Genomic DNA, 23,791 nt, shown 5'->3' on the forward strand with positions numbered 1-23,791 from the left:
TTGATGATTCCAATATTTTAAGCGAAATTTACGGAAAATTATATAGTAGATGCAGTACACTTCGGAACAATATGATGCGGTAATAAAGACCTGTAGAGAACTGTTCCAAAAAAAGATGAAAGATTACGGTAGCGCATGGCGAATTTTACGCCTTCCTTCGCTAACCGATCAAATATTTATCAAGGCAAAACGAATTCGTGGACTACAAGAAAATGAAGTTCAAAAGGTTGACGAAGGGCAGCAATCAGAATTCATAGGTATTATAAACTATTCTTTAATGGCTTTGATCCAAATGGAATTAGGTGTTGCTGACGACCCTGATTTATCCACAGAACAAGCTGTTGAATTATATGATAAGCATACCAATGCAACCAAAGAACTCATGCAAAACAAAAATCACGATTATGGTGAAGCATGGCGTGATATGCGTGTAAGTTCTTTAACCGACTTAATTATTCAAAAATTATTGCGTGTTAAACAGATAGAAGATAATAAAGGCAAAACATTGGTAAGTGAAGGTATTGATGCCAACTATCAAGACATGGTTAATTATGCTATTTTTGCCTTGATTCACTTAGAAGAAAATTCGAATAAAGCATGAAGTATTTAGTGTCATTTTCAAGAATAATAGTAGGTGTATTATTCATAATTAGTGGCTTTATAAAACTAAATGATCCAGTAGGCTTTTCATTTAAATTAGAAGAATATTTTAGCCAAGGCGTATTAAATCTACCAATTTTGATGGATTATGCACTGGTAATTTCATTGCTAGTTGTCATTGTAGAAGTACTGCTAGGCGTTATGTTATTAATAGGATATAGAGCTAAACTTACGGTTTGGAGCTTACTATTAATGATAATCTTTTTTACATTTCTTACTTTTTATTCGGCCTATTTTAATAAAGTAACCGATTGCGGATGTTTTGGAGATGCCATTAAATTAACGCCATGGGAGTCATTTACAAAAGACATTATTTTACTAGTACTTATTTTGATTCTCTTTGTAGGTAAAAAATATATTAAGCCGTTATTTCCATTTAATCTAGAACGGATTGTGATGGTGGTTTCATTACTTGCTTGTGCCCTGTATGCCAATTATGTATTGAAACATTTACCAGTAATTGATTTTAGACCTTATAAGATTGACGCGAATATAGCAGAAGGAATGACAGTTCCAGAAAATGCGCCAGAATCCATTTTCGATTATGCCTGGCGTTTTAAGGTAAATGGTGAAGAGCAAATTATAGTTACCCAAGGTGATTATCCAACAGTAGATGGTGAGTTTATAGATGTTGAAACTACTGAAGTACAGAAAGGCTATGAGCCACCTGTGCATGATTTTACGGTGGAGCAGAATGGTGAAGATTTTGCCGCTACTTTATTGCAAGAACCTAAATTGGTTATGATAATTGCATATGACTTAAGAAAGAGTAATTTGCAAGCTTTTTTAGAAGTAAAAGAAGTGACTGATACGGCAATCAAAAACGGGTATAAAGTTATTGGAATGTCTGCCTCTAATGAGGCGCAAACTGCTGAATTGAAGAAAAAATATCAGCTAGATTTTGACTTCTATTATACTGATGAAACTACCTTAAAAACCATAGTAAGAAGTAATCCGGGAGTATTAGTTCTAGAAAAAGGTACAATTAAACAAAAAGTGCATTATAATGATTTAGATGATTTGACTTTTGAATAGCTAAATAATAACTACCAGTAAAATTTACAGTGTACTTAAAGTTGACTTATTTATAAATGAAAATCCTCAGAAAATAATAAATACAAAAAGATGAGAAGTAAAATAGTAGCAGGTAATTGGAAAATGAACAAGACCTATCACGAGATGGAAATCTTGTTAGGTGAACTCGAAGCTAAAGTGCCAGACACAGAGGCTGAAATTATGGTTGCACCAAGTTTTGTAAATCTTCCTAGAGCATTTATGATGCTAGAATCATCAGTTATAGAGCCTATTGCTCAGAATATGCACTTTGCAGAAAGTGGTGCTTATACTGGTGAAGTATCTGCTGATATGCTTTTGGGTATTGGTATTGAGACTGTAATTTTAGGTCACTCAGAACGTCGTTCTATTTTTGGTGAAACAGACGATGTATTGGCGAAAAAAGTTGTTGCTGCTCTTGCTAAAAATTTACGTGTAGTATTTTGTTTTGGCGAAGAATTAGAAGACAGAAAATCTGATAATCATTTTAATATTGTAGCTGATCAATTAACCAAAGGGCTTTTTAATTTAGAAGCTGATGCATGGAAAAATATTGTTTTAGCTTATGAGCCTGTATGGGCAATTGGTACTGGTGAAACTGCTTCACCAGAGCAAGCACAAGAAATGCATGCTTTTATTAGAAAGGCTATTTCAGATAAGTATGATGCGACTATTGCTGATAATGTTTCCATTCTGTATGGTGGAAGCGTAAAGCCAGCTAACGCAGCTGAAATATTCTCAAAACCAGATGTTGATGGTGGCTTAATTGGTGGTGCATCTTTAAACGCAGATGACTTTATGGCTATTGTAAAAGCAATATAATTCTTGAAAATATTAAAACACCTCCTCTTTTTCAAGAGGAGGTGTTTTCATTTATTAAACACATAAGTTCACTATTAATTCTAGAAAAAAAGCGGTGTCTAATTTAAACTATATAGAGTATACTTTTGCAATACATCCTGTTCAGCCAGGTGCTGAAATTTTGATTGCTGAACTTGGTGAACGTAATTTTGAGAGTTTTGTTGAACAAGAAAACGGACTCTTGGCATATATTAAAAAAGCCGATTGGTCAGATGACATTTTAGAAGAAATTACTATTCTTGAAAATTCTGAATTCCAGATATCATTCGAGTTCAAAGAAATAGAACAAGAAAACTGGAACGTTACTTGGGAAACCAACTTTCAACCCATTCAAGTTGAGAATCGATGTCGCGTTAGAGCACCATTTCATGAGAAATTAGACTTTGAATATGATATTGTAATTGAACCCAAAATGAGTTTTGGTACGGGGCATCATGAAACAACGCAAATGATGTTGCGCTATGTTCTTGAGAATGATTTTAGTGAGAAGTCGGTTTTAGATATGGGTAGTGGTACAGGGGTGCTTGCTATTCTGGCTGAAATGCGTGGCGCCACAAAAATTGATGCAATTGATATCGATAACTGGTGTTATTTAAATGCACTAGAAAATGTAGACCGAAATGATTGTAAAAATATTACAGTTTTAGAAGGTGATGCACGTTTACTCAAAACTGCAAATACATATGATATTATTTTGGCTAATATCAATAGAAATATCTTGCTACAAGATATACCAACCTATGCTAACGCTATCAAATCTGGAGGTTTTCTCTTTTTAAGCGGATTTTATGCTGATGACATTCCAATGATTACTGATACTTGTAGTAAATCAGGTTTTACATTTCAGAATAACCTGCAAAATGGTGATTGGGTGGCTGCTACATTTCTAAAAAACTAGAATTAAACAATATTTCAAAAAGTATTTCCGTTGTAATTTTGTATAAATTTAAGAAGCTATTTTTTAGAAATTTATATATTAGTTGAAAATTTATTTATGGATACGAATGAAAGAATTCTAGAAGAGGTTCTAGTAGAAGAAGAGACCGTAAAACAAAATGAAATAGTACTTTTTAATGATGACGTCAATACTTTTGACCATGTCATTGATACTTTGGTTGATGTTTGTGAACATTCACCAGAGCAAGCCGAACAATGCTCCCTCATTGTGCACTACAAAGGAAAATGTACAGTTAAGACTGGTGAATATGATGACTTAAAACCGAGATGTAGTCGATTATTAAAGGCCGGTTTAAGCGCAGAAATTGTATAAATTAATGCGGAAGCTTATCACGCAGTAATCCGTAAACAAATGTGCCTAACATAGCGGCAGCAATTACAATCAACATACTATACACACCTGTTCCTAAAAGAATATACATTGGGCCTGGGCAAGCACCTGCTAGAGCCCAACCAAGTCCGAATATGGCGCCACCTACCAAATAACGTGTGACACTTTTGTTTTTCGGAGGAAGATTAATAGCATTACCATCAATACTTTTGATGTTGAATTTTTTCAATCCCCAAATAAATAATATTCCAAGTCCAACTGCAGAACCAATAATACCATACATGTGAAATGATTGAAATTTAAACATTTCAAATATTCGATACCATGAAACAGCCTCTGATTTTACAAGAACAATTCCGAAAAATATACCGACCAATAAAAATTTTAAAAACTTCATAATTAAAAGATAAGAGGTAAAAGAAAATGAGTCATCAATAAGCCACCAATGAAAAAGCCAATTACGGCAATTAAAGAAGGTAGCTGTAAATTACTTAAGCCGGTAATAGCGTGTCCAGAGGTACATCCGCCAGCATAGCGAGTTCCAAAACCAACAAGAAAACCAGCCACTATTAAAATCGACATTCCTTTAAGGGTAGCAATATTTTCCATTCCGTAAACTTCAGTTGGTAACAGTGATTCTCCAATGTTTGAAAAACCAAAAGCTTGTAAGTCAACAATTGTTTCAGGGCTAAGGTTCATAGTGGACCCATCAGAAAGAAAATTAACTGCAATATAGCCGCCAATAATTGCGCCAAGCACAACAGTTAAATTCCAACGTTGTGCTTTCCAGTCAAACCTAAAGAAATCCGAAAATTTCCCTGCACCACCAATAGTACATAAAGTTCTAAGGTTTGAAGACATACCAAAGGTCTTTCCGAAATAAATCAGCACAAACATTATAAGGGCAATTAATGGACCGGACACATACCAAGGCCATGGTTTTAATAGAAATTCCATAAATTTAATTTGTTATAAAGATAATTGTAAAATTTGGCTAAAGCATAAAAACAATTCTAGCTATATTTAACTAAAATCATCCCATGCCTAAAACTAAATTACCAGCTTACTTTGTCCTATTTGTTGTCTTAACCTTACAATCTTTTTTCACATTGATTGTGGCACAAGAACCGCCAAGAAGTTATGTTGCTCAAAAGGCAAATGACGTTATTCATATTGATGGTAAGGCTACAGAAGCAACTTGGCAGACAGCTCAATTTACATCAAAATTTATTGATATTGAAGGTGTTAAAACGCCGAAGTATGACACGCGGATGAAAATGTCTTGGGACGATTCAAACTTATATTTTTATGTAGAAATGAATGAGCCACATGTGTGGGGAACGTTAAAAGAGCGAGATACGGTCATTTTTTATAACAACGATTTTGAAGTGTTCATTGACCCAGACGGGGATACCCATAATTATTTAGAATTTGAAATGAATGCCTTGAATACCGTTTGGGATTTATGGCTTACCAAACCGTATCGTAATGGCCCTAAAGTGATTGATGGTTGGGATATTCATGGATTAAAATCAGCAGTGCATATAAATGGCACATTAAATAATGCGAATGATAGCGATACTAGTTGGAGTGTAGAAATCGCAATGCCTTGGAAAGCACTTTTAGAAGCAGACAAGACTAATGAAGTGCCGAGCGGTAAATTTTGGCGCATTAATTTTTCAAGAGTGAATTGGGATTTTGATTTGATTGATGGTCGGTATTCGAGAAAGAAAGATGCTGAAGGTAAATATCTGCGAGAGTATAATTGGGTGTGGTCACCGCAAGGCGTTATCAACATGCATGAACCCGAACATTGGGGTTATGTGTATTTTTCAGAAAATGGAAATGAAACATTTGAAATACCCCAAGAAGAGAAATTGAAATGGCGTTTGTATGCTGTGGCAAGAAAATTATGGTCGACTAAAAATGCCCCAATCAGCAAAAAACAAATGCAAGAAATAACAGCGGAGTGGGAGGTAGATGGTGAAATTGTCAAACCTGTTTTTGAGCAGCATTCCACGGGTTGGAATCTTTCAGTAGTAAGTCCGTTTACTAATAAAACCTTAAGCGTGTCTGAAGACGGCAAGTTTATTTCAAAAGAATGATAAAATGTATTAATTAATCAATTTAAAACTATTTTCGTTCTAACCATGAATTAATCTAAATACTGAAAATTAGTATGCGTTGTCATCACCAGCAATAGTATTATAAACGGTTAGAAAAATTATTTTCAAATCTAGAAAAATTGACCATTTTTCAACATAAAAGATGTCTAATCGAATTCTATTAATGATGTCTGAAGGCACTGTGATTTCACCTCTATAGCCTCTTATTTGAGCCAGCCCAGTGATGCCAGGTTTTACAAAGTGACGAACTAGATATTTGTCGATGCTTGTTTCGTAGCCAAGGGTATGGAATTCCATATGAGGTCGTGGGCCTACGACACTCATTGTGCCTATAAAAACATTGAAAAATTGTGGTAATTCATCAATACTGGTTTTTCGAAGAATAGCTCCGATTTTGGTTACACGAAGATCATTTTTGGTTGTCATTTTAGTGTTTGCATCTAAAGAGCTGGTCATGGACCTAAATTTATAGCACCAAAAGGCTTGCCGTTTTAAGCCATGTCGTTTTTGTCTAAAGAAAAGTGGTCCTGGAGATTCTAATTTTACTAAAACAAATAATATTGGAGTAAGCCATGATAAAATAAAAATTATAATAAGTGAAGAAAAGATGATATCAAATATTCGTTTCGAAATCTTTGCGTAGCTTGTGTCTAATGGGACTTTTCTAATATTTAAAACCGGAATTTCATCATACATTTCAATCGTCATAGCACGCGTAAAGATGTTTTTATTATCCGGTATGATTTTTATTTTAATTAAATTATTGTCAGCAAAACTAATGAGGTTTTGTAGTTCATTTTTAGAAAACTTAGATGCAATACAGTAAATTTCATCAATGTCATTTTCTAAAATATAAAGAAAACAGTCTGCTACTTTGCCTAGGTACGTGGGGCTATCAACAATATTATCATCAAAAAATCCTTTATAGCGATATCCTAGATTTTGGTCATCAAAAACCTTTCGTATTTTTTTTAGATTTTTATCTAGACCAATAACTACTACTTTAACCGAGTTACCTCCTTCAATACGGTATTTTCCTCTGAACCAAAAGAAACACCACCTGTATATTACCAACTCGAGGCAGATAAGTAAAAAGACATATAGTTGATGCTGTATAGATATGTTAAATTCTGGATTGAAAACGAAATAAACAAAGTAGAATAATCCAAAGCTAATATACACATGAAGTACTTTTCTAACATTGGTTTGAAACTTTTCTTTTCTGAGGATAGTGTAAAAATCAAATTCTAAAGTGATTAATAGCCAAGTTATATTATAGAATAAAATACTTTTTAAGTGAAAATAAGTTTCAGGAGTAAAAAAATATAAGGTGCAATTAATAATCGTCAAATGAAATAAAAGGGACAGCGGCATAATTATACTAGACCTTTTAAAGTTCGAGAATGACATTTAATTAATGATTTTAGTTCTTAGAATTGATATTTTACAACCAGTATTAGTAGCTATATTGGTGACAGGTCATCTAAAGATCTGTAATAGTTTTTCAAATATATATTTGTAATTGATTGCAGCGCAAAATATTCTTTAAAAACCTTAAAACAACGCTCAAATAGAAATTGACTTACTTTCATTGAAAAACTGATTTTATTATTGAACCTATATATTCAGGGGGATGAAGTGGGTTTTTTTGGCAAAAGTTAATTAAGTTTATGAACTGCCTATACAAATCGGAGTGCAGAAGAAGTATCATTTCATAAGCTGTGCTACTAAATTTAGTATTGGTCTATTAATTTAAAATATGAATGCTCAATCTGACATATTAATGTAAAAAAAAGTCCATTCTAAAACTAGAATGGACTTTAAACTTTATGTGACCTCGACTGGATTCAAACCAGTAACCTCTTGAGCCGTAATCAAGTGCGCTATTCAGTTGCGCCACGAGGCCGTTATTTCCCTTTTTAAAGGGGTGCAAATATATTTCTTTTTACATTTACTACAAAATTCACAGGCCATAATCGATGAATCTAGAAGACTACATACGAGATATTAAAGATTTTCCGACTGCGGGTATTGTTTTTAAAGACATTACGCCAATGTTAAATAATTCTGAGGCTTTTCAATATGCTTTAAATGAGCTTCTGAATTTCATTCAAGATAAAAAAATTGATAAAGTTGTGGGGATGGAGAGCCGTGGCTTCTTTTTTGCACCAATGTTAGCGCTAAAATTGAATGCAGGTTTCGTGCCGGTTCGAAAGGAAGGCAAACTACCGAGCAAAACAATTAGTGAAAGTTATGGACTAGAATATGGTAAGGATACTTTACAAATACATGTTGATGCCATTCAAAAAGGCGATGCTGTTTTAGTACATGATGATGTATTAGCTACTGGTGGTACGGCCGAAGCGACCTGTAAATTGGTTGAACAATTGGGCGGAATTGTAGTGCAATGTAATTTTTTAATAGAACTTGATTTTCTACAGGGAAGAACGAAATTGAAATCTTACGAAACAAAATCAATACTGCATTATTAATCTAGCGCATTTGTAGTAACAAAGTAGCGCCATCCGATAAGAGCTAATTGAAACTTAGATGCTTTTGAAAGGTCCACTCTTTTTTTTGAAAGAGAGGGTAATAGTATTTTGTTAACCTTCGCCAAAAACTGAAAGAAAGACTTTTTCATTTCTAATGATTTTTACAAATATAAGTAGAAAGAGCTGCCATTGGGCAGCTCTTTTAATATAGGCCTATATGAAGCTACTTACGCTACCATTATGATCAGTAATAATAGCAAATACAGAAGAAATTTAGCAAGTACAATCATATTGAATGGTTTTAGGTTGTACCCATTTAAGGGGTGAGTAAATAGTACTCTATAATCGATTATCTAAATAAGATACTTCGCGGAAGATATTATTTGCAAGGAAAATCTGTTAAAGTTGTGCAATTGAATACGATTATGTAACTAAAAAGATGAGTTGTATATTAAAATATAATTTAATGTCTACATTAAAGTTATAAATAGGTATTAAAATATTGAATAAAGTATCAAATTAAAACAATTGTAGAGCTCTTTTTTGAGTTTTATCTATACACAAGGAGCTTTTCATTCAAAAAAGATATTTTTTATACGTTTTCATTATTTCAGAATAGATTTTGAATTAATAGGAATTAAAATTTAAAGAACTAAAAAAAAGTATAAAGCACATCTAAGTCAAGTTGCATTTCAATGTTCTACTTTATCTTTACTAAAAATTTAGTAATGCAGAATCTTTTGTTTATTGTTCTTGGCCTTGCACTTTTAATTGCAGGTGGAAATTGGCTTTTGAAATCTGCCGTAGCACTTTCGCTAAGATTAAATATTCCTAAAATAGTTATTGGTATGACGGTAGTGTCTTTTGCTACTTCTGCTCCAGAACTAATAGTTAGTATAAAAGCAGCTTTAGATGGTTTTCCAGATTTGGCATTGGGTAATGTTGTTGGATCTAATATTGCCAATCTAGGTTTGGTATTGGCGATAACCATTCTTTTAGGTAGTATTGATGTTCGTAAAACTTTTTACACAACTGATTGGCCAGTTATGATGGCAGCATCGTTACTTTTCTTTGGTTTTATTTACTTCGATGGAGAATTGCAACAATACGAGGGTATTATTATGGTGGTGTCTTTATTTCTTTTCTTAGTTTATCTGTTGCGATTTCAAAAACAGGCTGTTGAAGATGAAGCTCCTGAAGATGATATGCCCTTACCTTTATATAAGTTGGTCTTGTTTTTAGGACTTGGTGGAACGGCCCTTTGGGGAGGTTCAGAATTACTTATTAATGGTGCTGTAGGTTTGGCTACTTTGTATGGCGTTAGCGAACGTGTTATTGCCGTTACTGTGGTTTCTATTGGTACCAGTATTCCAGAATTGGCAGCTTCAATAATCGCGGTTATCAAGAAGGAAAAAGCTATTTCTTTAGGAAATTTAATTGGTTCGAACATTTTTAATCTCTTAGCTGTTCTCGGAATTACTTCAATTATAACACCTATTCGTGTGGTAGACGACCGGTTATTGAGCAATGATATTTTTTGGATGTTAGGCATCTCCTTTTTGATTTTACCTCTGGTATTTATACCTACCGGAAGAAGATTGGGTTGGCGAGATGGGTTAGTGTTAATTACTCTTTATGTCGCATTTGTATACTTAACAATCACATAAACCATTCTTTTTGTTATCGAGAGTGGTAGTTCTCTATGATGCATATTAAGGTATTTAAATATAGTTATTCGCCTAGTGCAATTACCAAGCACAAGGTGGAAGAAAACAAAAACGGCCGAACATAAATGTTCAGCCGTTTTTTATTTAATCAACAATTAATTTGAACCTAAAGCTTAGCAGATTTAACTGTTTTGATAATTCTACCTGCAATCTTGTACGGATCACCGTTAGAAGCCGGTCTACGATCTTCTAACCAACCTTTCCAACCTTGCTCTACAGTAATAATAGGAATACGAATTGACGCACCTCTATCAGAAATACCAAAGCTAAAGTCAGTAATTGCAGCAGTTTCGTGAAGACCAGTTAAACGTTGATCATTAAATTCACCGTAAACAGCAATGTGTTCTTTCACTACTGGGCGGAAAGCTTCACATATTTTTTCATAAATCTCTTGAGAACCACATGTTCTTAATACTTCATTTGAGAAGTTCGCATGCATACCAGAACCATTCCAGTCCATATCCTTACCTAATGGTTTTGGATGGTATTCAATGTAGTAACCGTGTTGTTCAGTTAATCTATCTAAAAGGTATCTAGCAATCCAAATTTCGTCTCCAGCTTTTTTAGCGCCTTTCGCGAATAATTGAAATTCCCATTGTCCAGAAGCAACCTCTTGGTTGATTCCTTCAAAATTTAATCCAGCATCAATACAAAGATCAGCGTGCTCTTCTACGATATCTCTTCCATGTGTATTTTTTCCACCTACCGAACAGTAGTACATTCCCTGAGGTGCAGGGTAGCCACCAATAGGGAAACCTAAAGGAAGTTGTGTAGCTGTATCCATAATAAAGTATTCTTGTTCGAAACCGAACCAGAAATCATTATCATCATCATCAATTGATGCTCTACCGTTAGAGACATGTGGAGAACCATCAGCATTTAAAACCTCGGTCATTACTAAGTAAGCATCCCGGCGTGCAGGATCTGGATAAATAGCAACAGGCTTTAATAAACAGTCAGAAGATCCACCTTCGGCTTGTCTTGTTGAACTACCATCGAAAGACCACATATCGCAATCTTCTAATTTTCCTCCAAAGTCATTTACAACTTTTGTTTTACTACGCATATTTTGCGTTGGGAAATATCCATCTAGCCAGATGTACTCCAATTTTGTTTTGCTCATAATTCTTAAGTTTTGTTGTTACTAAATTTGAACGAGGAACAAAAATATAATATTTTGTGAATGAGCCTAATACTAGAGGGGTAAATGTTGAAAAAATTGACATTTTGTTTATAACCCCCTCTTTTATTGTGGGTATAATAATTAGAATAACTTTTTTTTATAAATAACATAATGGGTATTTTTACAGGCTATAATTTATTGTCTTATGTCGAAAATGCGATTCCAGGCTGTTATTGAAAGTAGAAATAGAAAACCTGTACAAGTTGAAGAACAAGGTAGACGTTCAGAACTTTTTGCTAAATATGTGTTTAATGAAGAACGCATGTTGCAACATCTTACCAAAGACGCACTTGAAAGTGTGAATGGTGCTATTATTTCAGGTTCAAAGATTGATAGAAAAATTGCTGATCAAGTAGCTGAGGCCATGAAAGGTTGGGCTATTAGTATGGGCGCAACACATTATACACACTGGTTTCAGCCCTTAACAGGTTCAACTGCCGAAAAGCATGATGCTTTTTTTGATTTGTTGCCCGATGGTAGAGCATTAGAAAAATTTGGTGGAGGTCAATTGGTACAACAAGAACCTGACGCTTCAAGTTTTCCGAATGGTGGTATTAGAAACACCTTTGAAGCGAGGGGATACACTGCATGGGATCCTACATCACCTGCATTTGTTTATGGTACAACCTTATGTATACCCACTATTTTTGTTTCATATACCGGTGAGGCTTTAGATAACAAAGCACCGCTTTTACGGGCGCTGAATGCAGTAGACGACGCCGCCACTGCAGTGGCAAAGTATTTTGATAAAAATGTAACCAAGGTGAATGCGACTTTGGGGTGGGAGCAAGAATATTTTTTGATTGATAAGGCCTTGGCTTTCTCACGACCAGATATCATGTTGACCGGCCGAACATTGTTGGGTAATCAAGCTGCAAAAGGGCAACAATTAGATGATCACTATTTTGGCGTAATTCCTTCTAGAGCATTGAGTTTTATGATGGATTTAGAACAGGAATGTACAAGTTTAGGAATACCTGTAAAGACGCGGCACAATGAAGTAGCACCAAACCAGTTTGAATTAGCTCCCGTTTTTGAGGAAGCAAATTTAGCTATTGATCACAATCTATTGTTGATGGATGTTATGGATAAAATAGCCGACCGTCACAATTTTAAGGTGCTTTTTCATGAAAAACCATTTGACGGTGTTAATGGATCTGGCAAACACAATAATTGGTCACTAGCTACTGATACGGGCGTTAATTTATTGAGTCCGGGTTCTACACCAATGAAAAATTTACAATTCTTGACTTTCTTTGTTAACACTATTAAAGCAGTTGACATTTATGAAGAATTATTGCGTTCATCAATTGCTTCGGCAAGTAATGATCATCGTTTGGGGGCTCATGAAGCACCGCCGGCAATAATATCAATATTTATTGGTGAACAATTGAGCAATGTTCTAGATGAGTTGGAAGGGGTGACGAAAGGTAAATTATCCCCAGAAGAAAAAACAGAATTAAAATTAAATGTGGTTGGTAAAATTCCTGAAATTTTATTAGACAATACCGATCGAAATCGGACTTCAGCATTCGCATTTACAGGAAACAAATTTGAGATGCGCGGCGTTGGTTCAAAAACCAATTGCGCTAAACCAATGACAGTTTTAAATACCATAGTTGCTAAGCAGCTTAGAGATTTTAAAAAGGAGGTTGATGTATTGGTAAATAAGAAGAAACTAAAGAAAGATGAGGCTGTATTTAATGTGCTTCGCGAATATATAAAGACTTCAAAAAGAATTCGTTTTGATGGTGACGGTTATAGTATTAATTGGGAGAAAGAGGCAAAAAAACGAAATCTAAGCAATAACACAAATACACCAGAAGCCTTAGCTGTAATGACTTCTAAAGAAAGTTTAGAGCTCTTTAAAACAATGAAGGTTTTAAGTGAGGTTGAGTTAAAAGCAAGACAAGAGGTTGACTTAGAAGATTATATATTGCATATTCAAATTGAAGGAAGAGTGCTTAATGAATTGGTCAATAATCATGTATTGCCTTCTTGTATAGAATATCAAAGTCAATTAGTGGCGAACATTTCAGGTCTCAAAAATATTTATGGTGCCGAGTATAAAAAAATGACAGCAGCGCAAAACACCATTTTGGAGGGCCTTGTTGAACATATCACAGGACTTAAAAAAGAATGTGATGAGATGATTGAGGCCAGAAAAACTGCAAACGCTATTACAGATACGCACAAAAAAGCAATTGCATATTGCCAACAGGTAAAGCCATATTTTGATAAAATACGTTATCATTCAGATCGATTAGAACGACTTATGGATGATCGTTTGTGGCCACTAACTAAGTATCAAGAATTGTTGTTTGCAAATTAATACGAAGACGATAGGAACAATATATATGTAACATGTTGTAAGGTTCATAACTATATGTATACTAAATAGTCAAAAAATTAAGTAGATGAGAAATATTACCCTACTAACAGCATTACTATTTACAGCAACTCTTTTTTCACAAGGCGCTTGGACCAAGTCGAAAAATGAAGTGTATACCCAATTGTCTTATTATAGTATTGGTGGATATTCTGGTATTTATGGTGACCCAGGATATCAATCTGAGCGAAAGCTCACCGATAATACGCTACAATTATATGCAGAATATGGGGTAAGCGATAAAACTACTTTTGTTTTTAGTCTGCCCATTAAAATGATAAAAGCAGAAGGTTTAGTTGATTCTGCTACTTCACCATTGACGGCAGAAGGTTCTGAAACTGCTTTAGGCAATATAACCATAGGAATAAAGCATAGTTTGCTTCAAAGCGCTTGGGTCGTATCAGGGCAATTAAATATTGGCTTAAAAACAGGTTCGTTTTTTGAAGAATCAGGTTTACGCAGTGGATATGACACCTATACACTATCACCAAAAATTAATGTAGGTAGAAGTTTTGGTCGTTTTTACGCCCAAGGTTCCACAGGTGTTGATGTTCGTTTTAATGACTACAGTTCAAGTTATGTGCTTGATGCCGAACTTGGAGCCAAACCTTTCAATCGATTTTGGACGATAGGCTTTTTTAATCTTTCTTCATCTTTTGAGAATGGTGAAGTTATTTTACCTGCTAATAATTTAGTTACTGGTTTTTATGTTAATGATCAAGAATATGCTGCCTATGGCTTAAAGTTTATTTTTGAAGCAACTGATAAAATAGGTGTGCTAGCCAACTACACTACCGCCATTTCTGGTAATAATGTGCCAAGAAGAGCTGTCTTTGGCTTCGGTTTGTATGGTAAGTTTTAAGTGTCAAAATAAAGTATCGCTTATAAAATCGTAGAGTTTAATAGCTTCAATTGACTATTAAATATGCATTTTCGCATTTTAACGGTATAAATTTTTAGTAGAACGATAAAAACAATCGTCTCAAAATATCAATTTTATAATTTTTAGCGGTCTATTTTACCGTTCATCGATAAAGGGTGCATTTCACCTAGAATTTAAAATTCAAATGTTAAAATACAACTAGCTTAGTAACTCGTATTGTTGCATTACGAAATCCTTGTAGTGCATTTTTTAAATTTTCTTCCCCCAACATTTTTATAGTAGTTAATATTCTTTGATACCCCACATATCTTAAGAACTATATTTTCGTGTGCCATGGTTTAAGCAGAATGTTGCAAATAGTTGTTCGCAGAATTCTGTATATCAATTAATAATGTAAACAATTAATTTATAACCTTTAAACCAGTAGTATTATGAACAAGAAAATTATTTTTTGCGCTTCGGCGCTAATGATGGGCTCAGTAGTCTTGGCCCAAGATAACGACAATAATGTCAGTCAAAATGGCAGCGGAAATTTAGGAGAAGTCAGTCAATCGGGTAATGAACAGCGTTCAGTTATAAGACTTTGGGGTGATAATAATACAACAAATGTTACACAAGGTGATACGGATCAAAATTCTGTAATTGAAATTGCTGGCCCTGGTAGGTCGGATGGCAATACTGTAAATATTACGCAAAGCGAAGGGACTAAAAATAATTCTATAGTTCGTATTGCTGGAGATGGAAATGAAGCTACCGTTGAGCAAAAAGGTACAAATAATAATAATTTACATGGGGGTGCTGAACATTTTACTCCACCTCATGCAATTAATATTTATGGTGATGATAACGAAACATGGGTAGAACAAAACGGAGATAGTAACGAAGGTTTTATTAGTATAGGTGATTCCGGGGATGGAGCCAACCGAAACTATGCCGAAATTAGACAACATACTCCAGGTGGAAATGGAAACTATGCTACTGTTAGAGTAACTGGTGATGATAACTGGGCAAAAGTAGATCAAGATGGTGATAATGATGACACGAGAATCACGCAATCAGGTAATCATAATAAGGCTGAAGCAGAACAATGGAATAGTAATGCCACAGGTGAAATTATAATTAATCAAAGTGGTGACAATAACGATGCTAATGTTTTTCAAGATGGTAGTAGCTCTTATAGTATAATAAATCAAAATGGAGATGGAGATGTTGCCGATGTACATCAAACGGGTACAAGAGCTGATAGCAACATTAATCAAAATGGCTTTAAAAATAATGCAACGGTAGTACAGTCTGGTGATAGAGCAGATAGTGATATTACCCAAACAAATAATTTGAATAAAGCTAATGTAACTCAAGCAGGCCGAAGAGCAGATAGTGATATTGTTCAAAGTGGTATTCGAAATGAAGCTACTGTTAATCAAGACGGTAACAGAAATAAAAGTGACATTCTTCAAACAGGGAATGTTAATATGGCAACAGTTACACAAACTGCAGGTGATTCAGATGTAAGCGATATCGATCAACTTGGGCATCAAAATACTGCAACAGTTACGCAAACTGGTGATACATTTTTTGGAGCTGGTGGTAATCTGAGTGATATTGATCAAACAGGAAACCGAAATACTGCAACAGTTACGCAGTCTGAATTTAATGATTTTAGTCCACTAAATGTAGGTAGTTTTATCGATCAATCTGGACATGTAAATACAGCAACAGTTGCTCAAATTGGTGCAAATAGTAGTATAATAGATCAAGGAGGAAATAATAATACCGCCACGGTTACACAAGATGGCGCTAATGGAAGTGTTATTACACAGCCGGGTCATTTTAATACAGCAACAGTAGACCAAGATGGATTATTAAATCTTAGTGATATTGAACAAACTGGTAATCATAATACTGCTTCGGTTACCCAGGCTGTTCAAGGTATTAGTGATATAGATCAAACTGGTTCAGGAAATGGAGCTACTGTAGTACAAGGTGGTGGTTTAAATACAAGTAACATCTTACAATCGGCCGATATGGGTACGGCAACGGTAACTCAAACTGGTATAGGTAATGTTAGTAACTTGACGCAAATGACTGGTAGTGGAAACTCCGCTATGGTTACGCAAGATGGTTTAGGAAATAATAGTTTATTAACTCAAAATGGAAGTGATAATACGTCAGTTATTTCTCAATTAGGCGACGGTCATAAAAGTACATTCGCACAAAATGGAGATGGTAATAATTTTACTTTAATGCAATCGGGAAATAATCATACATCTAATCTTATGCAAAATGGAAATGGTAACTCAATGAGTGTTATGCAAACCAACTAATATGTACATTAAAATTGATTTTCCCTCAATTTTTTGAAATTCTAATGGGGTGGCGATTTAATCGTCATCCCATTTATTAGATTATCACTTTAATTTAGAAGTTAAAGTATTGATAAATAGCAGGTAGGCGATTAACTGACACGTTGAACCATTATTTTTTAAAACGGTCAGAATGTTTACGAAATTTAATCTTATAAAGCGAACCAAATTATGAGTGTTCATCATATCAAAATAAAATATATTCTTATAGCGCTACTTTTTATGGGCTTTAATACGCTTTATGCTCAAATAGAAGTTGCAGAAGACGTTGGATCTTCATTAGTAAGCGATGTAGGTCTTGAAAATTTACAATCGGTTTCGAAAGTGCAATCAAATTTGCCACAAGCCACAGCAAATTCCGTGTACATTCAACAAATAGGTTCAAATAATAATTCATCAATTCACTCGCAGTCAGGTTATAGTGAAATTAATCTCGTGCAAAATGGAAATTCAAATAGTGCTGACATTAATGTAGCCGCAAAAACGCTTAATCAGAATGTACTTCAAAATGGAAATAACAATTTCTTACTAGAGTACGGCAACACCTCAGGTTTAAACTTGGAACGTAATATTATCCAAGATGGAAATAACCAAGGAGTTGTGATATTCGGAAGTAATACTTTGACAGAAAAAATACAATTGAATTTACAAGGAAATGCAAAATCAATCACCATTCGAAATTTCAATTGATTTAAAAAAATATAAAATGAAATATTCTTTTATAGTTTTTATTTGCCTCGTATGTCTCCCAATGGTGACATTTTCGCAAATCTATAATACAGAAGTTTCAGCAGCAATAGATCTTGATATTCAAGATAATAGTATCATTAATATTACAGGTTCAGCCCATAATAAAACAGAGATAAACAAAAGTTTACGCTATGTGTTATCGGTAATTAAATCAGGAAATAATAAGAATACAAATAAACAAGAAGGACGATTTATATTAGAGCCAGGGGTTAAAAAAAATCTCTCAAATACAAGTATTAATGTAAATGAACGTGATCGAACAATAATTCTTTTACTGGTCTATGAAAATGATAAAATTATTAGCAAGGATCGTAAAGTATTAAACGGTATTGAAGGTGAAGATGATGAAGTAAAAAATTTAAACCGACCAACAACAAATATAGATGTAAAAGAGTCTAAAGAAGACGGTTTTATATTAAGAGGTATGGTTATAGAAGATACAAAAACAAAAGCGGGTAATGATTTTTATGATATGTTTTATTCTTTGTATTTAAGTAACAATATAAATGCAGATAAAATTGTAAAAATTGAAGAACGTTTGGCAATTGGTAGTAACACACAAATTGTTGTCCTTGTTGAGGACGAAATAGTAGTACAGTTTTTTGTAAACCCTAGAACTCAATATTTAAAATCAATGGCAGATAATTCTATTTACCGTGTAAATGCATATCTCCAAAGGTTGAAAAACAACGCAAATCAAATTACAAGATATTAATCAAGTTACCTATGAAGCGATTATTATTTATTCTTGCATTAACCGTGTCTAGCTACAGCTTTGCACAACAGATGGTGTATACTCCCGTAAACCCAGCATTTGGTGGTAATACTTTTAACTATCAATGGTTGCTAAGTTCTGCTGAATCGCAAAATTCATTTAAAGACCCTGCAAATGCTCGAGAAGAGCAGACGGATTTGGAACGTTTTCAAGAAAATTTGAATAATCAATTGTTAAGTAGTCTTTCTAGAAATGTGTTTAGTTCACAACTGGGTGAAGAGCTGCAAGAAGGATCATTTAATGTGGGCGATTTAGCCTTAGAAATCTTTGAATCAGGTGAAGGTCTGGTTATAAACATCTTAGATACAATCACAGGTGAACAGACACAAATAATCGTCCCAAACTAATTTAAATCTGCCCCATGTTTCAAAGAATTTTAAGTATTTCAATACTCTTTCTCGCTCTTGTTTTAACAGGATGTGGCGCTTATTTGAATCAGCCATATGCCCCACAAGATGCTAGAATAGGTGAGTTAACCTCTAAAACTCAAGTTTTAAGAGATTTACCTGAACCCTACCAAGAACTAGTTGTAGGTGTTTATAATTTTAAGGATCAAACTGGTCAATATAAAGCTCAAGAAGGAGGTAGTACGTTTAGTACAGCGGTTTCCCAAGGAGCAACTACCATGCTTATTCAGGCATTAGAAGATTCTAAATGGTTTACACCAATAGAACGTGAAAATCTAGGTAATTTATTAAATGAACGTAATATTATACGTTCAACTCGGGAAGAGTTTGGTAGAAGTACAAATTCGCCACAACCTAATTTACCTCCGTTATTATATGCTGGTATACTTTTAGAAGGAGGTATTGTTTCTTATGATACCAATATAATTACAGGAGGGGCAGGTGCACGATATTTCGGTGCAGGTGCTTCTACCAAATACCGACAAGACAGAATATCAATATACCTAAGAGCAGTATCAACAAGTAATGGTAAAATACTTAAGACTGTATATGTCTCTAAAACTATATTATCACAATCAGTTGATGCAAGTCTATTTAGATATGTAAGTTTTCAAAGACTTTTAGAAGCAGAAACAGGTTTTACAAAAAATGAACCGGTTCAATTAGCAATGAAAGATGCAATAGAAAAAGCTCTTGAAGCCTTAATAATTGAAGGTATTGAAGCTGGATTATGGACATCAAAAGAAGGTGGGCTAACAAATAAAAAATTGATGGATGCCTACAAAGCACAAAAAGAATTTGAAGAATCACATTTGTTATATGATAGAGTGCAGGCAGTAGATGACACCAAAAACGCTGTTACTGTTAATGGTGCTGCATCTGTTTTAAATGGAGATCTCGGTAATAAGACTTTATCCGCAGGTTTTAATGTCGGATACTTGAGAACCTTAAGCCCTAAATATAGTTTAGCGCTTAGTGCCGATTATTTAAATTTTAAAGGTGGAAGTTCTTTTGAAAGAGAGCACATGTCAGCACAAGTGAATTTAGAGATGAATCTATTACCCTATGATAATCTTTCACCTTTTATTTATGGAGGTGGAGGTATGATTTTTGACATAAGACATATTGATGCTACCAAGCCAACTAAAATTTCAGCACCAAAGTTACAAGCAGGCATTGGTCTTAATTATAAAGCCTCTAGAAATATTGATGTGCGATTGTTTGCTGAAAGTAATTTTGCTTTTTCAGATGAATTAGATGGCGTCATCAGCGGTAAGCGAGATGATTATTATTACAATTTTGGCTTAGGTCTTAAATATAAATTTGGCGGCCGAAACAAGTTAAAAAAAGACGAAGTGCAAGAAATTGAAAGTATAGATGATCGAGCACCTTCAGATTTTATAATCCCAAATAAACGATAATTCATCGCTAAAAGATAAAAAATGAAAAATTATATTCTAAACTGTTTTTTGGCTGCAAGCATGGTGTTATTAGTAACATCTTGTTCGGAAGAGCCTATTGAAGATAATGTTTTTGGTACCTTAACAGGTAAAGTCGTTACCAAAGGTGATAATACACCTTTAGCAAATGTGAAAATTTCATCATCGCCAGTTTCAACAACTGTTTTTAGTGATGAACAAGGTAATTTCGTAATTGAAAATATACAAATTGGTGAATATTCTTTTCAAGCTGAATTGACAGAATTTCAAACGGCGTTTGAAGCTGCTAATATTATTGAAGGTAAGTCGGTTGCCATAGTTTTTGAATTAGATTCAATAAATGCCAGTAATTTGGCTCCACTTTCCCCACAATTATTATTTCCGAAGGATGGAGATGAGAATATTGGAACACAAGCACAATTTTTGTGGTCATCTTCAAAAAATGATGCTGATGTAATTAATTATTCTATTGAGTTAAGAAACGGTGCAACCAATGAAATAACTACATATAATGAAATAAAAGACACAACCTTTTTAGTTGAGAATTTAGCTGTAGGTAGTAATTATTTTTGGCAGGTTTCTGCTGATGATGGGGTGAATACACCTGTTCAAAGTGAATTGGGTGGTTTTGTAACCAATAATACAAATGATAATAGATATTTGTATGTTAGGGAAATCGGTGGCAACAATGTTATATTCTCAGGTGGTGAATCTCTTGGTGATGATGATGAAGATTTAGACCAAAATGAAGTACAGTTGACAAGTTCTAATCTAAACAGTTACCGACCCATAAAAAATACAACTATAAACAAGATTGCGTTTTTAAGAACAATAGGGGCAGAGACTCATATTTTTACTATGAATTCTGATGGTACTGGTTTGAATCAGGTTACAAGCACTGTTCCGGTTGCAGGCTTTAGAAACGATGAGTTAGAATTTACTTGGTATGCTGATGGTGCTAAATTGTATTATTCTAATTTTAATAAGCTGTATTCAATAAATGTAGATGGATCAGGTCTTGAAGAAGTATATCAAACTGGGAGCGCATTTATTTCTGAAATTGCCGTGAATCCAACCAACGAATTGGTGGTTTTAAAAACCAATGATATTAATGGTTATAACGCAAAAATAGCGGTGATAAATGTAATTACAGATGCTGAGGTAGAGGTTGTTATTTCAGGTGTTTCAGGGGCTTTAGGAGGTGTAGATTTTTCTGCAGATGCTACTCGAGTACTATATACAAGAGATATGTCAGCTGCTGAAAATACAGGGTATAGGCAATTAGATTCGCGAATTTTCGAATATGATTTAGCAGCCAATACTGCTACAGAAATTGATACTGATAAGGCTTCAGGCACTAATGATTTGGATGCGAAGTATGCACCAGATGAAGGTTCTATCATTTTTGTAAATACTTCGAATGATGGTGTTTCAGAAAAACGAATTTATAAAACAGAAGAGAATAATGGTCTTGATAATAAGAAACCACTTTTTACAAGTGCCTTTATGCCTAATTGGGAATAAAAAATACTACCAACCATAGTGTAGAAGAGCCACCACTTTCAATTGATTGTTGGTGGCTTTTTTTATTTAATCATAAAATGGTTAGTGTTAATCAAATAGTTCATAGTTTTTTAATTATTCGCTATTGAACGAAACTATAATTTCTAGGATTCCACTATTTTTGCCACAAACAATATTAAATGAGTTCTTCAACCAGCGAAAGATATAGTCAAAGAGGAGTTTCAGCTTCAAAAGAAGATGTGCATAATGCCATCAAAAATATTGACAAAGGCTTGTTTCCGAAGGCTTTTTGTAAAATAGTACCTGATTATCTAACTAATGATGCAGATTATTGTTTGGTTATGCATGCTGATGGTGCTGGCACAAAATCTTCCTTGGCTTATATGTATTGGAAGGAAACGGGTGATATATCAGTCTGGAAAGGTATAGCTCAGGATGCACTAATCATGAATATTGATGATTTGATTTGTGTTGGGGCAGTTGATAATATTATGCTTTCATCAACTATTGGTAGAAATAAAAATTTGATTCCAGGTGAGGTACTTTCTGCGATTATTAATGGTACCGAAGAATTGATAGCTGACCTAGCTGAACATGGTATGACAATACATTCTACAGGTGGTGAAACAGCAGATGTTGGTGATTTGGTACGTACAATAATAGTTGATTCTACCGTTACTGCTAGGCTTAAGAGAAAAGATGTAATAGATAACGCAAATATTGAAGCGGGTGATGTGATTGTTGGTTTGGCCTCATTTGGTCAAGCGAAATATGAAAAAGAATACAATGGCGGCATGGGTAGTAATGGACTTACTTCTGCACGCCATGATGTTTTTTCAAAATACTTAGCTGAAAAATATCCAGAGAGTTTTGATGCATCAGTTCCAGAAGAACTAGTGTATTCTGGAGGTGTGAAATTGACCGATTCTGTTGAAGATTCACCTATTGATGCAGGTAAATTGGTGTTATCACCAACTAGAACCTATGCCCCGATAATTAAGAATATTCTTGAAAAGTATTCATCCAAAGAAATTCATGGTATGGTGCATTGCAGCGGCGGTGCTCAAACTAAAATTTTACATTTTATAGATAATCTTCATATCGTAAAAGATAATTTATTTCCGATTCCGCCATTATTTAAGCTGATACAAGAGCAGTCAAATACAGATTGGAAAGAAATGTACCAAGTTTTCAATTGCGGTCATCGAATGGAATTATATGTAAAACCAGAAATTGCAGATAATTTGATCGAAATCTCTAAGAGCTTTGGTGTTGATGCTCGTATTATTGGTAAAGTTGAAGAATCTTCAGTAAAAAAACTTACCATCACTGGCGAACAGGGTACGTTTACATATTAATGCATACGATTACCACGATTCAGACGTTTTCTTAGTATATACCCCAAAGCTATGAAAAGAAAGGAATTTTTAAGAAGTTTAGGTGTTGGTGCAGCTTTTGCATTGACTTTTCCGTGTGTTCAAGGTTGCTCAAAAAGTGATGACGTTGAAGGTGAAATAAAAGAAGTGCCTAATAATGTTGATTTTACAGTTGATTTGAATTCTACAGAAGCAGCAAATTTGGCAAGTGAGGGCGGCTTTATTTTAAAAAATGATGTTGTAATTGCAAAGAATTTAGAAGGTAATTTTGTTGCTGCTAGTCAAATTTGTAGTCATCAAGGTTATGATCAAGTACGTTTTCAAAATATAGACGGCGGTATTTTTTATTGTGATGTACACGGTTCGCGATTTGAACAAGATGGTACTCCTTTAAATAAGGTTGATGCCAATCCGGCAAAGGCGCTAAAGGTTTATATGGTAGAAGAATCAGACGGAATATTACGAATTTTTGAATAAGCAATTTTTAAAGTTGCA

23 protein-coding genes and 1 tRNA gene are annotated in these 23,791 nt (G+C 34.2%); 18 read left to right on the forward strand and 6 right to left on the reverse strand.

The annotated features are described in order from the left end of the window. Nucleotides 1-49: 49 nt before the first annotated feature. The 5 genes from JQC67_RS09055 to JQC67_RS09075 all read left to right on the forward strand — a co-directional run bounded on the left by JQC67_RS09055 (nt 50) and on the right by JQC67_RS09075 (nt 3,844). Complete coding sequence (locus tag JQC67_RS09055) at nt 50-601, forward strand: DUF1599 domain-containing protein (protein WP_203252492.1); 552 nt, start codon at nt 50-52, stop codon at nt 599-601. Further along, on the forward strand, nt 598-1,695 hold the full coding sequence (locus tag JQC67_RS09060; RefSeq protein ID WP_203252493.1) for a BT_3928 family protein: 1,098 nt from the start codon (nt 598-600) through the stop codon (nt 1,693-1,695). Before JQC67_RS09055 ends, JQC67_RS09060 begins: the two co-directional genes overlap by 4 nt. 90 nt (nt 1,696-1,785) lie before the next feature. Then, entirely contained in the window at nt 1,786-2,535 is a 750-nt protein-coding gene (tpiA, locus tag JQC67_RS09065) for a triose-phosphate isomerase (RefSeq protein WP_203252494.1), read from the forward strand. 94 nt (nt 2,536-2,629) lie between these two features. After that, a complete protein-coding gene (gene prmA, locus JQC67_RS09070; protein WP_203252495.1) occupies nt 2,630-3,472 on the forward strand; it encodes a 50S ribosomal protein L11 methyltransferase in 843 nt (280 codons plus the stop codon). Nucleotides 3,473-3,568: 96 nt separating this feature from the next. Further along, the gene (locus JQC67_RS09075) at nt 3,569-3,844 is read left to right on the forward strand and encodes an ATP-dependent Clp protease adaptor ClpS (protein WP_203252496.1); all 276 of its coding nucleotides are present in this window, start codon (nt 3,569-3,571) and stop codon (nt 3,842-3,844) included. 1 nt (nt 3,845) lies between these two features. On the opposite strand, the gene JQC67_RS09080 is transcribed toward JQC67_RS09075, so the two are convergent. Then, a complete protein-coding gene (locus JQC67_RS09080) occupies nt 3,846-4,259 on the reverse strand; it encodes a DUF6691 family protein (RefSeq protein WP_203252497.1) in 414 nt (137 codons plus the stop codon). Nucleotides 4,260-4,261: 2 nt separating this feature from the next. Continuing rightward, a complete protein-coding gene (locus JQC67_RS09085) occupies nt 4,262-4,819 on the reverse strand; it encodes a YeeE/YedE family protein (protein ID WP_203252498.1) in 558 nt (185 codons plus the stop codon). 83 nt (nt 4,820-4,902) lie between these two features. Here JQC67_RS09085 and JQC67_RS09090 point away from each other — a divergent pair, with 83 nt between their 5' ends. Continuing rightward, entirely contained in the window at nt 4,903-5,967 is a 1,065-nt protein-coding gene (locus JQC67_RS09090) for a carbohydrate-binding family 9-like protein (protein ID WP_203252499.1), read from the forward strand. Nucleotides 5,968-6,036: 69 nt separating this feature from the next. On the opposite strand, the gene JQC67_RS09095 is transcribed toward JQC67_RS09090, so the two are convergent. Together JQC67_RS09095 and JQC67_RS09100 are read right to left on the reverse strand one after the other, a co-directional pair. Further along, nucleotides 6,037-7,398 carry an undecaprenyl-phosphate glucose phosphotransferase gene (locus JQC67_RS09095; RefSeq protein WP_203252500.1) on the reverse strand — a complete coding sequence of 454 codons (1,362 nt, stop codon included), beginning with the start codon at nt 7,396-7,398 and terminating at the stop codon, nt 6,037-6,039. 422 nt (nt 7,399-7,820) lie between these two features. Next, nucleotides 7,821-7,894: transfer RNA gene (locus JQC67_RS09100), tRNA-Arg, on the reverse strand. A 73-nt stretch (nt 7,895-7,967) separates the two neighbouring features. Between JQC67_RS09100 and JQC67_RS09105 the strand changes: the two genes are divergently transcribed. After that, nucleotides 7,968-8,480: an adenine phosphoribosyltransferase gene (locus tag JQC67_RS09105; RefSeq protein ID WP_203252501.1), complete on the forward strand. Its 513-nt coding sequence runs from the start codon at nt 7,968-7,970 to the stop codon at nt 8,478-8,480. On the opposite strand, the gene JQC67_RS09110 is transcribed toward JQC67_RS09105, so the two are convergent. Then, nucleotides 8,477-8,629, reverse strand: coding sequence for an SsrA-binding protein (locus JQC67_RS09110; protein ID WP_203252502.1), 153 nt, complete (start codon nt 8,627-8,629; stop codon nt 8,477-8,479). The genes JQC67_RS09105 and JQC67_RS09110 overlap by 4 nt on opposite strands. Nucleotides 8,630-9,208: 579 nt before the next feature. Here JQC67_RS09110 and JQC67_RS09115 point away from each other — a divergent pair. Beyond that, nucleotides 9,209-10,147: a calcium/sodium antiporter gene (locus tag JQC67_RS09115; RefSeq protein ID WP_203252503.1), complete on the forward strand. Its 939-nt coding sequence runs from the start codon at nt 9,209-9,211 to the stop codon at nt 10,145-10,147. A gap of 166 nt (nt 10,148-10,313) precedes the next feature. On the opposite strand, the gene JQC67_RS09120 is transcribed toward JQC67_RS09115, so the two are convergent. Next, complete coding sequence (locus tag JQC67_RS09120) at nt 10,314-11,330, reverse strand: glutamine synthetase beta-grasp domain-containing protein (RefSeq protein ID WP_203252504.1); 1,017 nt, start codon at nt 11,328-11,330, stop codon at nt 10,314-10,316. A gap of 205 nt (nt 11,331-11,535) precedes the next feature. On the opposite strand from JQC67_RS09120, the gene JQC67_RS09125 reads away from it, so the two are divergent. From JQC67_RS09125 to JQC67_RS09170, 10 genes are all read left to right on the forward strand, one after another. Then, nucleotides 11,536-13,722, forward strand: a complete 2,187-nt coding sequence (locus tag JQC67_RS09125) for a glutamine synthetase III family protein (RefSeq protein WP_203252505.1) — start codon at nt 11,536-11,538, stop codon at nt 13,720-13,722. Between the two features lie 85 nt (nt 13,723-13,807). Then, nucleotides 13,808-14,641 (forward strand): hypothetical protein, encoded by an 834-nt coding sequence (locus JQC67_RS09130; RefSeq protein ID WP_203252506.1) that lies wholly within the window; start codon nt 13,808-13,810, stop codon nt 14,639-14,641. Nucleotides 14,642-15,093: 452 nt separating this feature from the next. Beyond that, nucleotides 15,094-16,986, forward strand: coding sequence for a hypothetical protein (locus JQC67_RS09135; protein WP_203252507.1), 1,893 nt, complete (start codon nt 15,094-15,096; stop codon nt 16,984-16,986). Between the two features lie 210 nt (nt 16,987-17,196). Next, nucleotides 17,197-17,715 carry a hypothetical protein gene (locus JQC67_RS09140; RefSeq protein ID WP_203252508.1) on the forward strand — a complete coding sequence of 173 codons (519 nt, stop codon included), beginning with the start codon at nt 17,197-17,199 and terminating at the stop codon, nt 17,713-17,715. A gap of 16 nt (nt 17,716-17,731) precedes the next feature. Beyond that, nucleotides 17,732-18,490, forward strand: a complete 759-nt coding sequence (locus JQC67_RS09145; protein WP_203252509.1) for a CsgE family curli-type amyloid fiber assembly protein — start codon at nt 17,732-17,734, stop codon at nt 18,488-18,490. Nucleotides 18,491-18,501: 11 nt separating this feature from the next. After that, nucleotides 18,502-18,897, forward strand: coding sequence for a curli production assembly/transport component CsgF (locus JQC67_RS09150; protein ID WP_203252510.1), 396 nt, complete (start codon nt 18,502-18,504; stop codon nt 18,895-18,897). A 14-nt stretch (nt 18,898-18,911) separates the two neighbouring features. Then, complete coding sequence (locus tag JQC67_RS09155; protein ID WP_203252511.1) at nt 18,912-20,378, forward strand: CsgG/HfaB family protein; 1,467 nt, start codon at nt 18,912-18,914, stop codon at nt 20,376-20,378. A gap of 21 nt (nt 20,379-20,399) precedes the next feature. After that, nucleotides 20,400-21,920, forward strand: coding sequence for a carboxypeptidase regulatory-like domain-containing protein (locus JQC67_RS09160; protein WP_203252512.1), 1,521 nt, complete (start codon nt 20,400-20,402; stop codon nt 21,918-21,920). A 179-nt stretch (nt 21,921-22,099) separates the two neighbouring features. Continuing rightward, nucleotides 22,100-23,278 (forward strand): AIR synthase related protein, encoded by a 1,179-nt coding sequence (locus tag JQC67_RS09165; protein WP_203252513.1) that lies wholly within the window; start codon nt 22,100-22,102, stop codon nt 23,276-23,278. A gap of 51 nt (nt 23,279-23,329) precedes the next feature. Next, nucleotides 23,330-23,773 (forward strand): QcrA and Rieske domain-containing protein, encoded by a 444-nt coding sequence (locus tag JQC67_RS09170; protein WP_203252514.1) that lies wholly within the window; start codon nt 23,330-23,332, stop codon nt 23,771-23,773. Nucleotides 23,774-23,791 lie beyond the last annotated feature (18 nt).

Origin of the sequence: Aurantibacter crassamenti (genome assembly GCF_016811105.1) — a bacterium.
Lineage (GTDB): Bacteria > Bacteroidota > Bacteroidia > Flavobacteriales > Flavobacteriaceae > Aurantibacter_A > Aurantibacter_A crassamenti.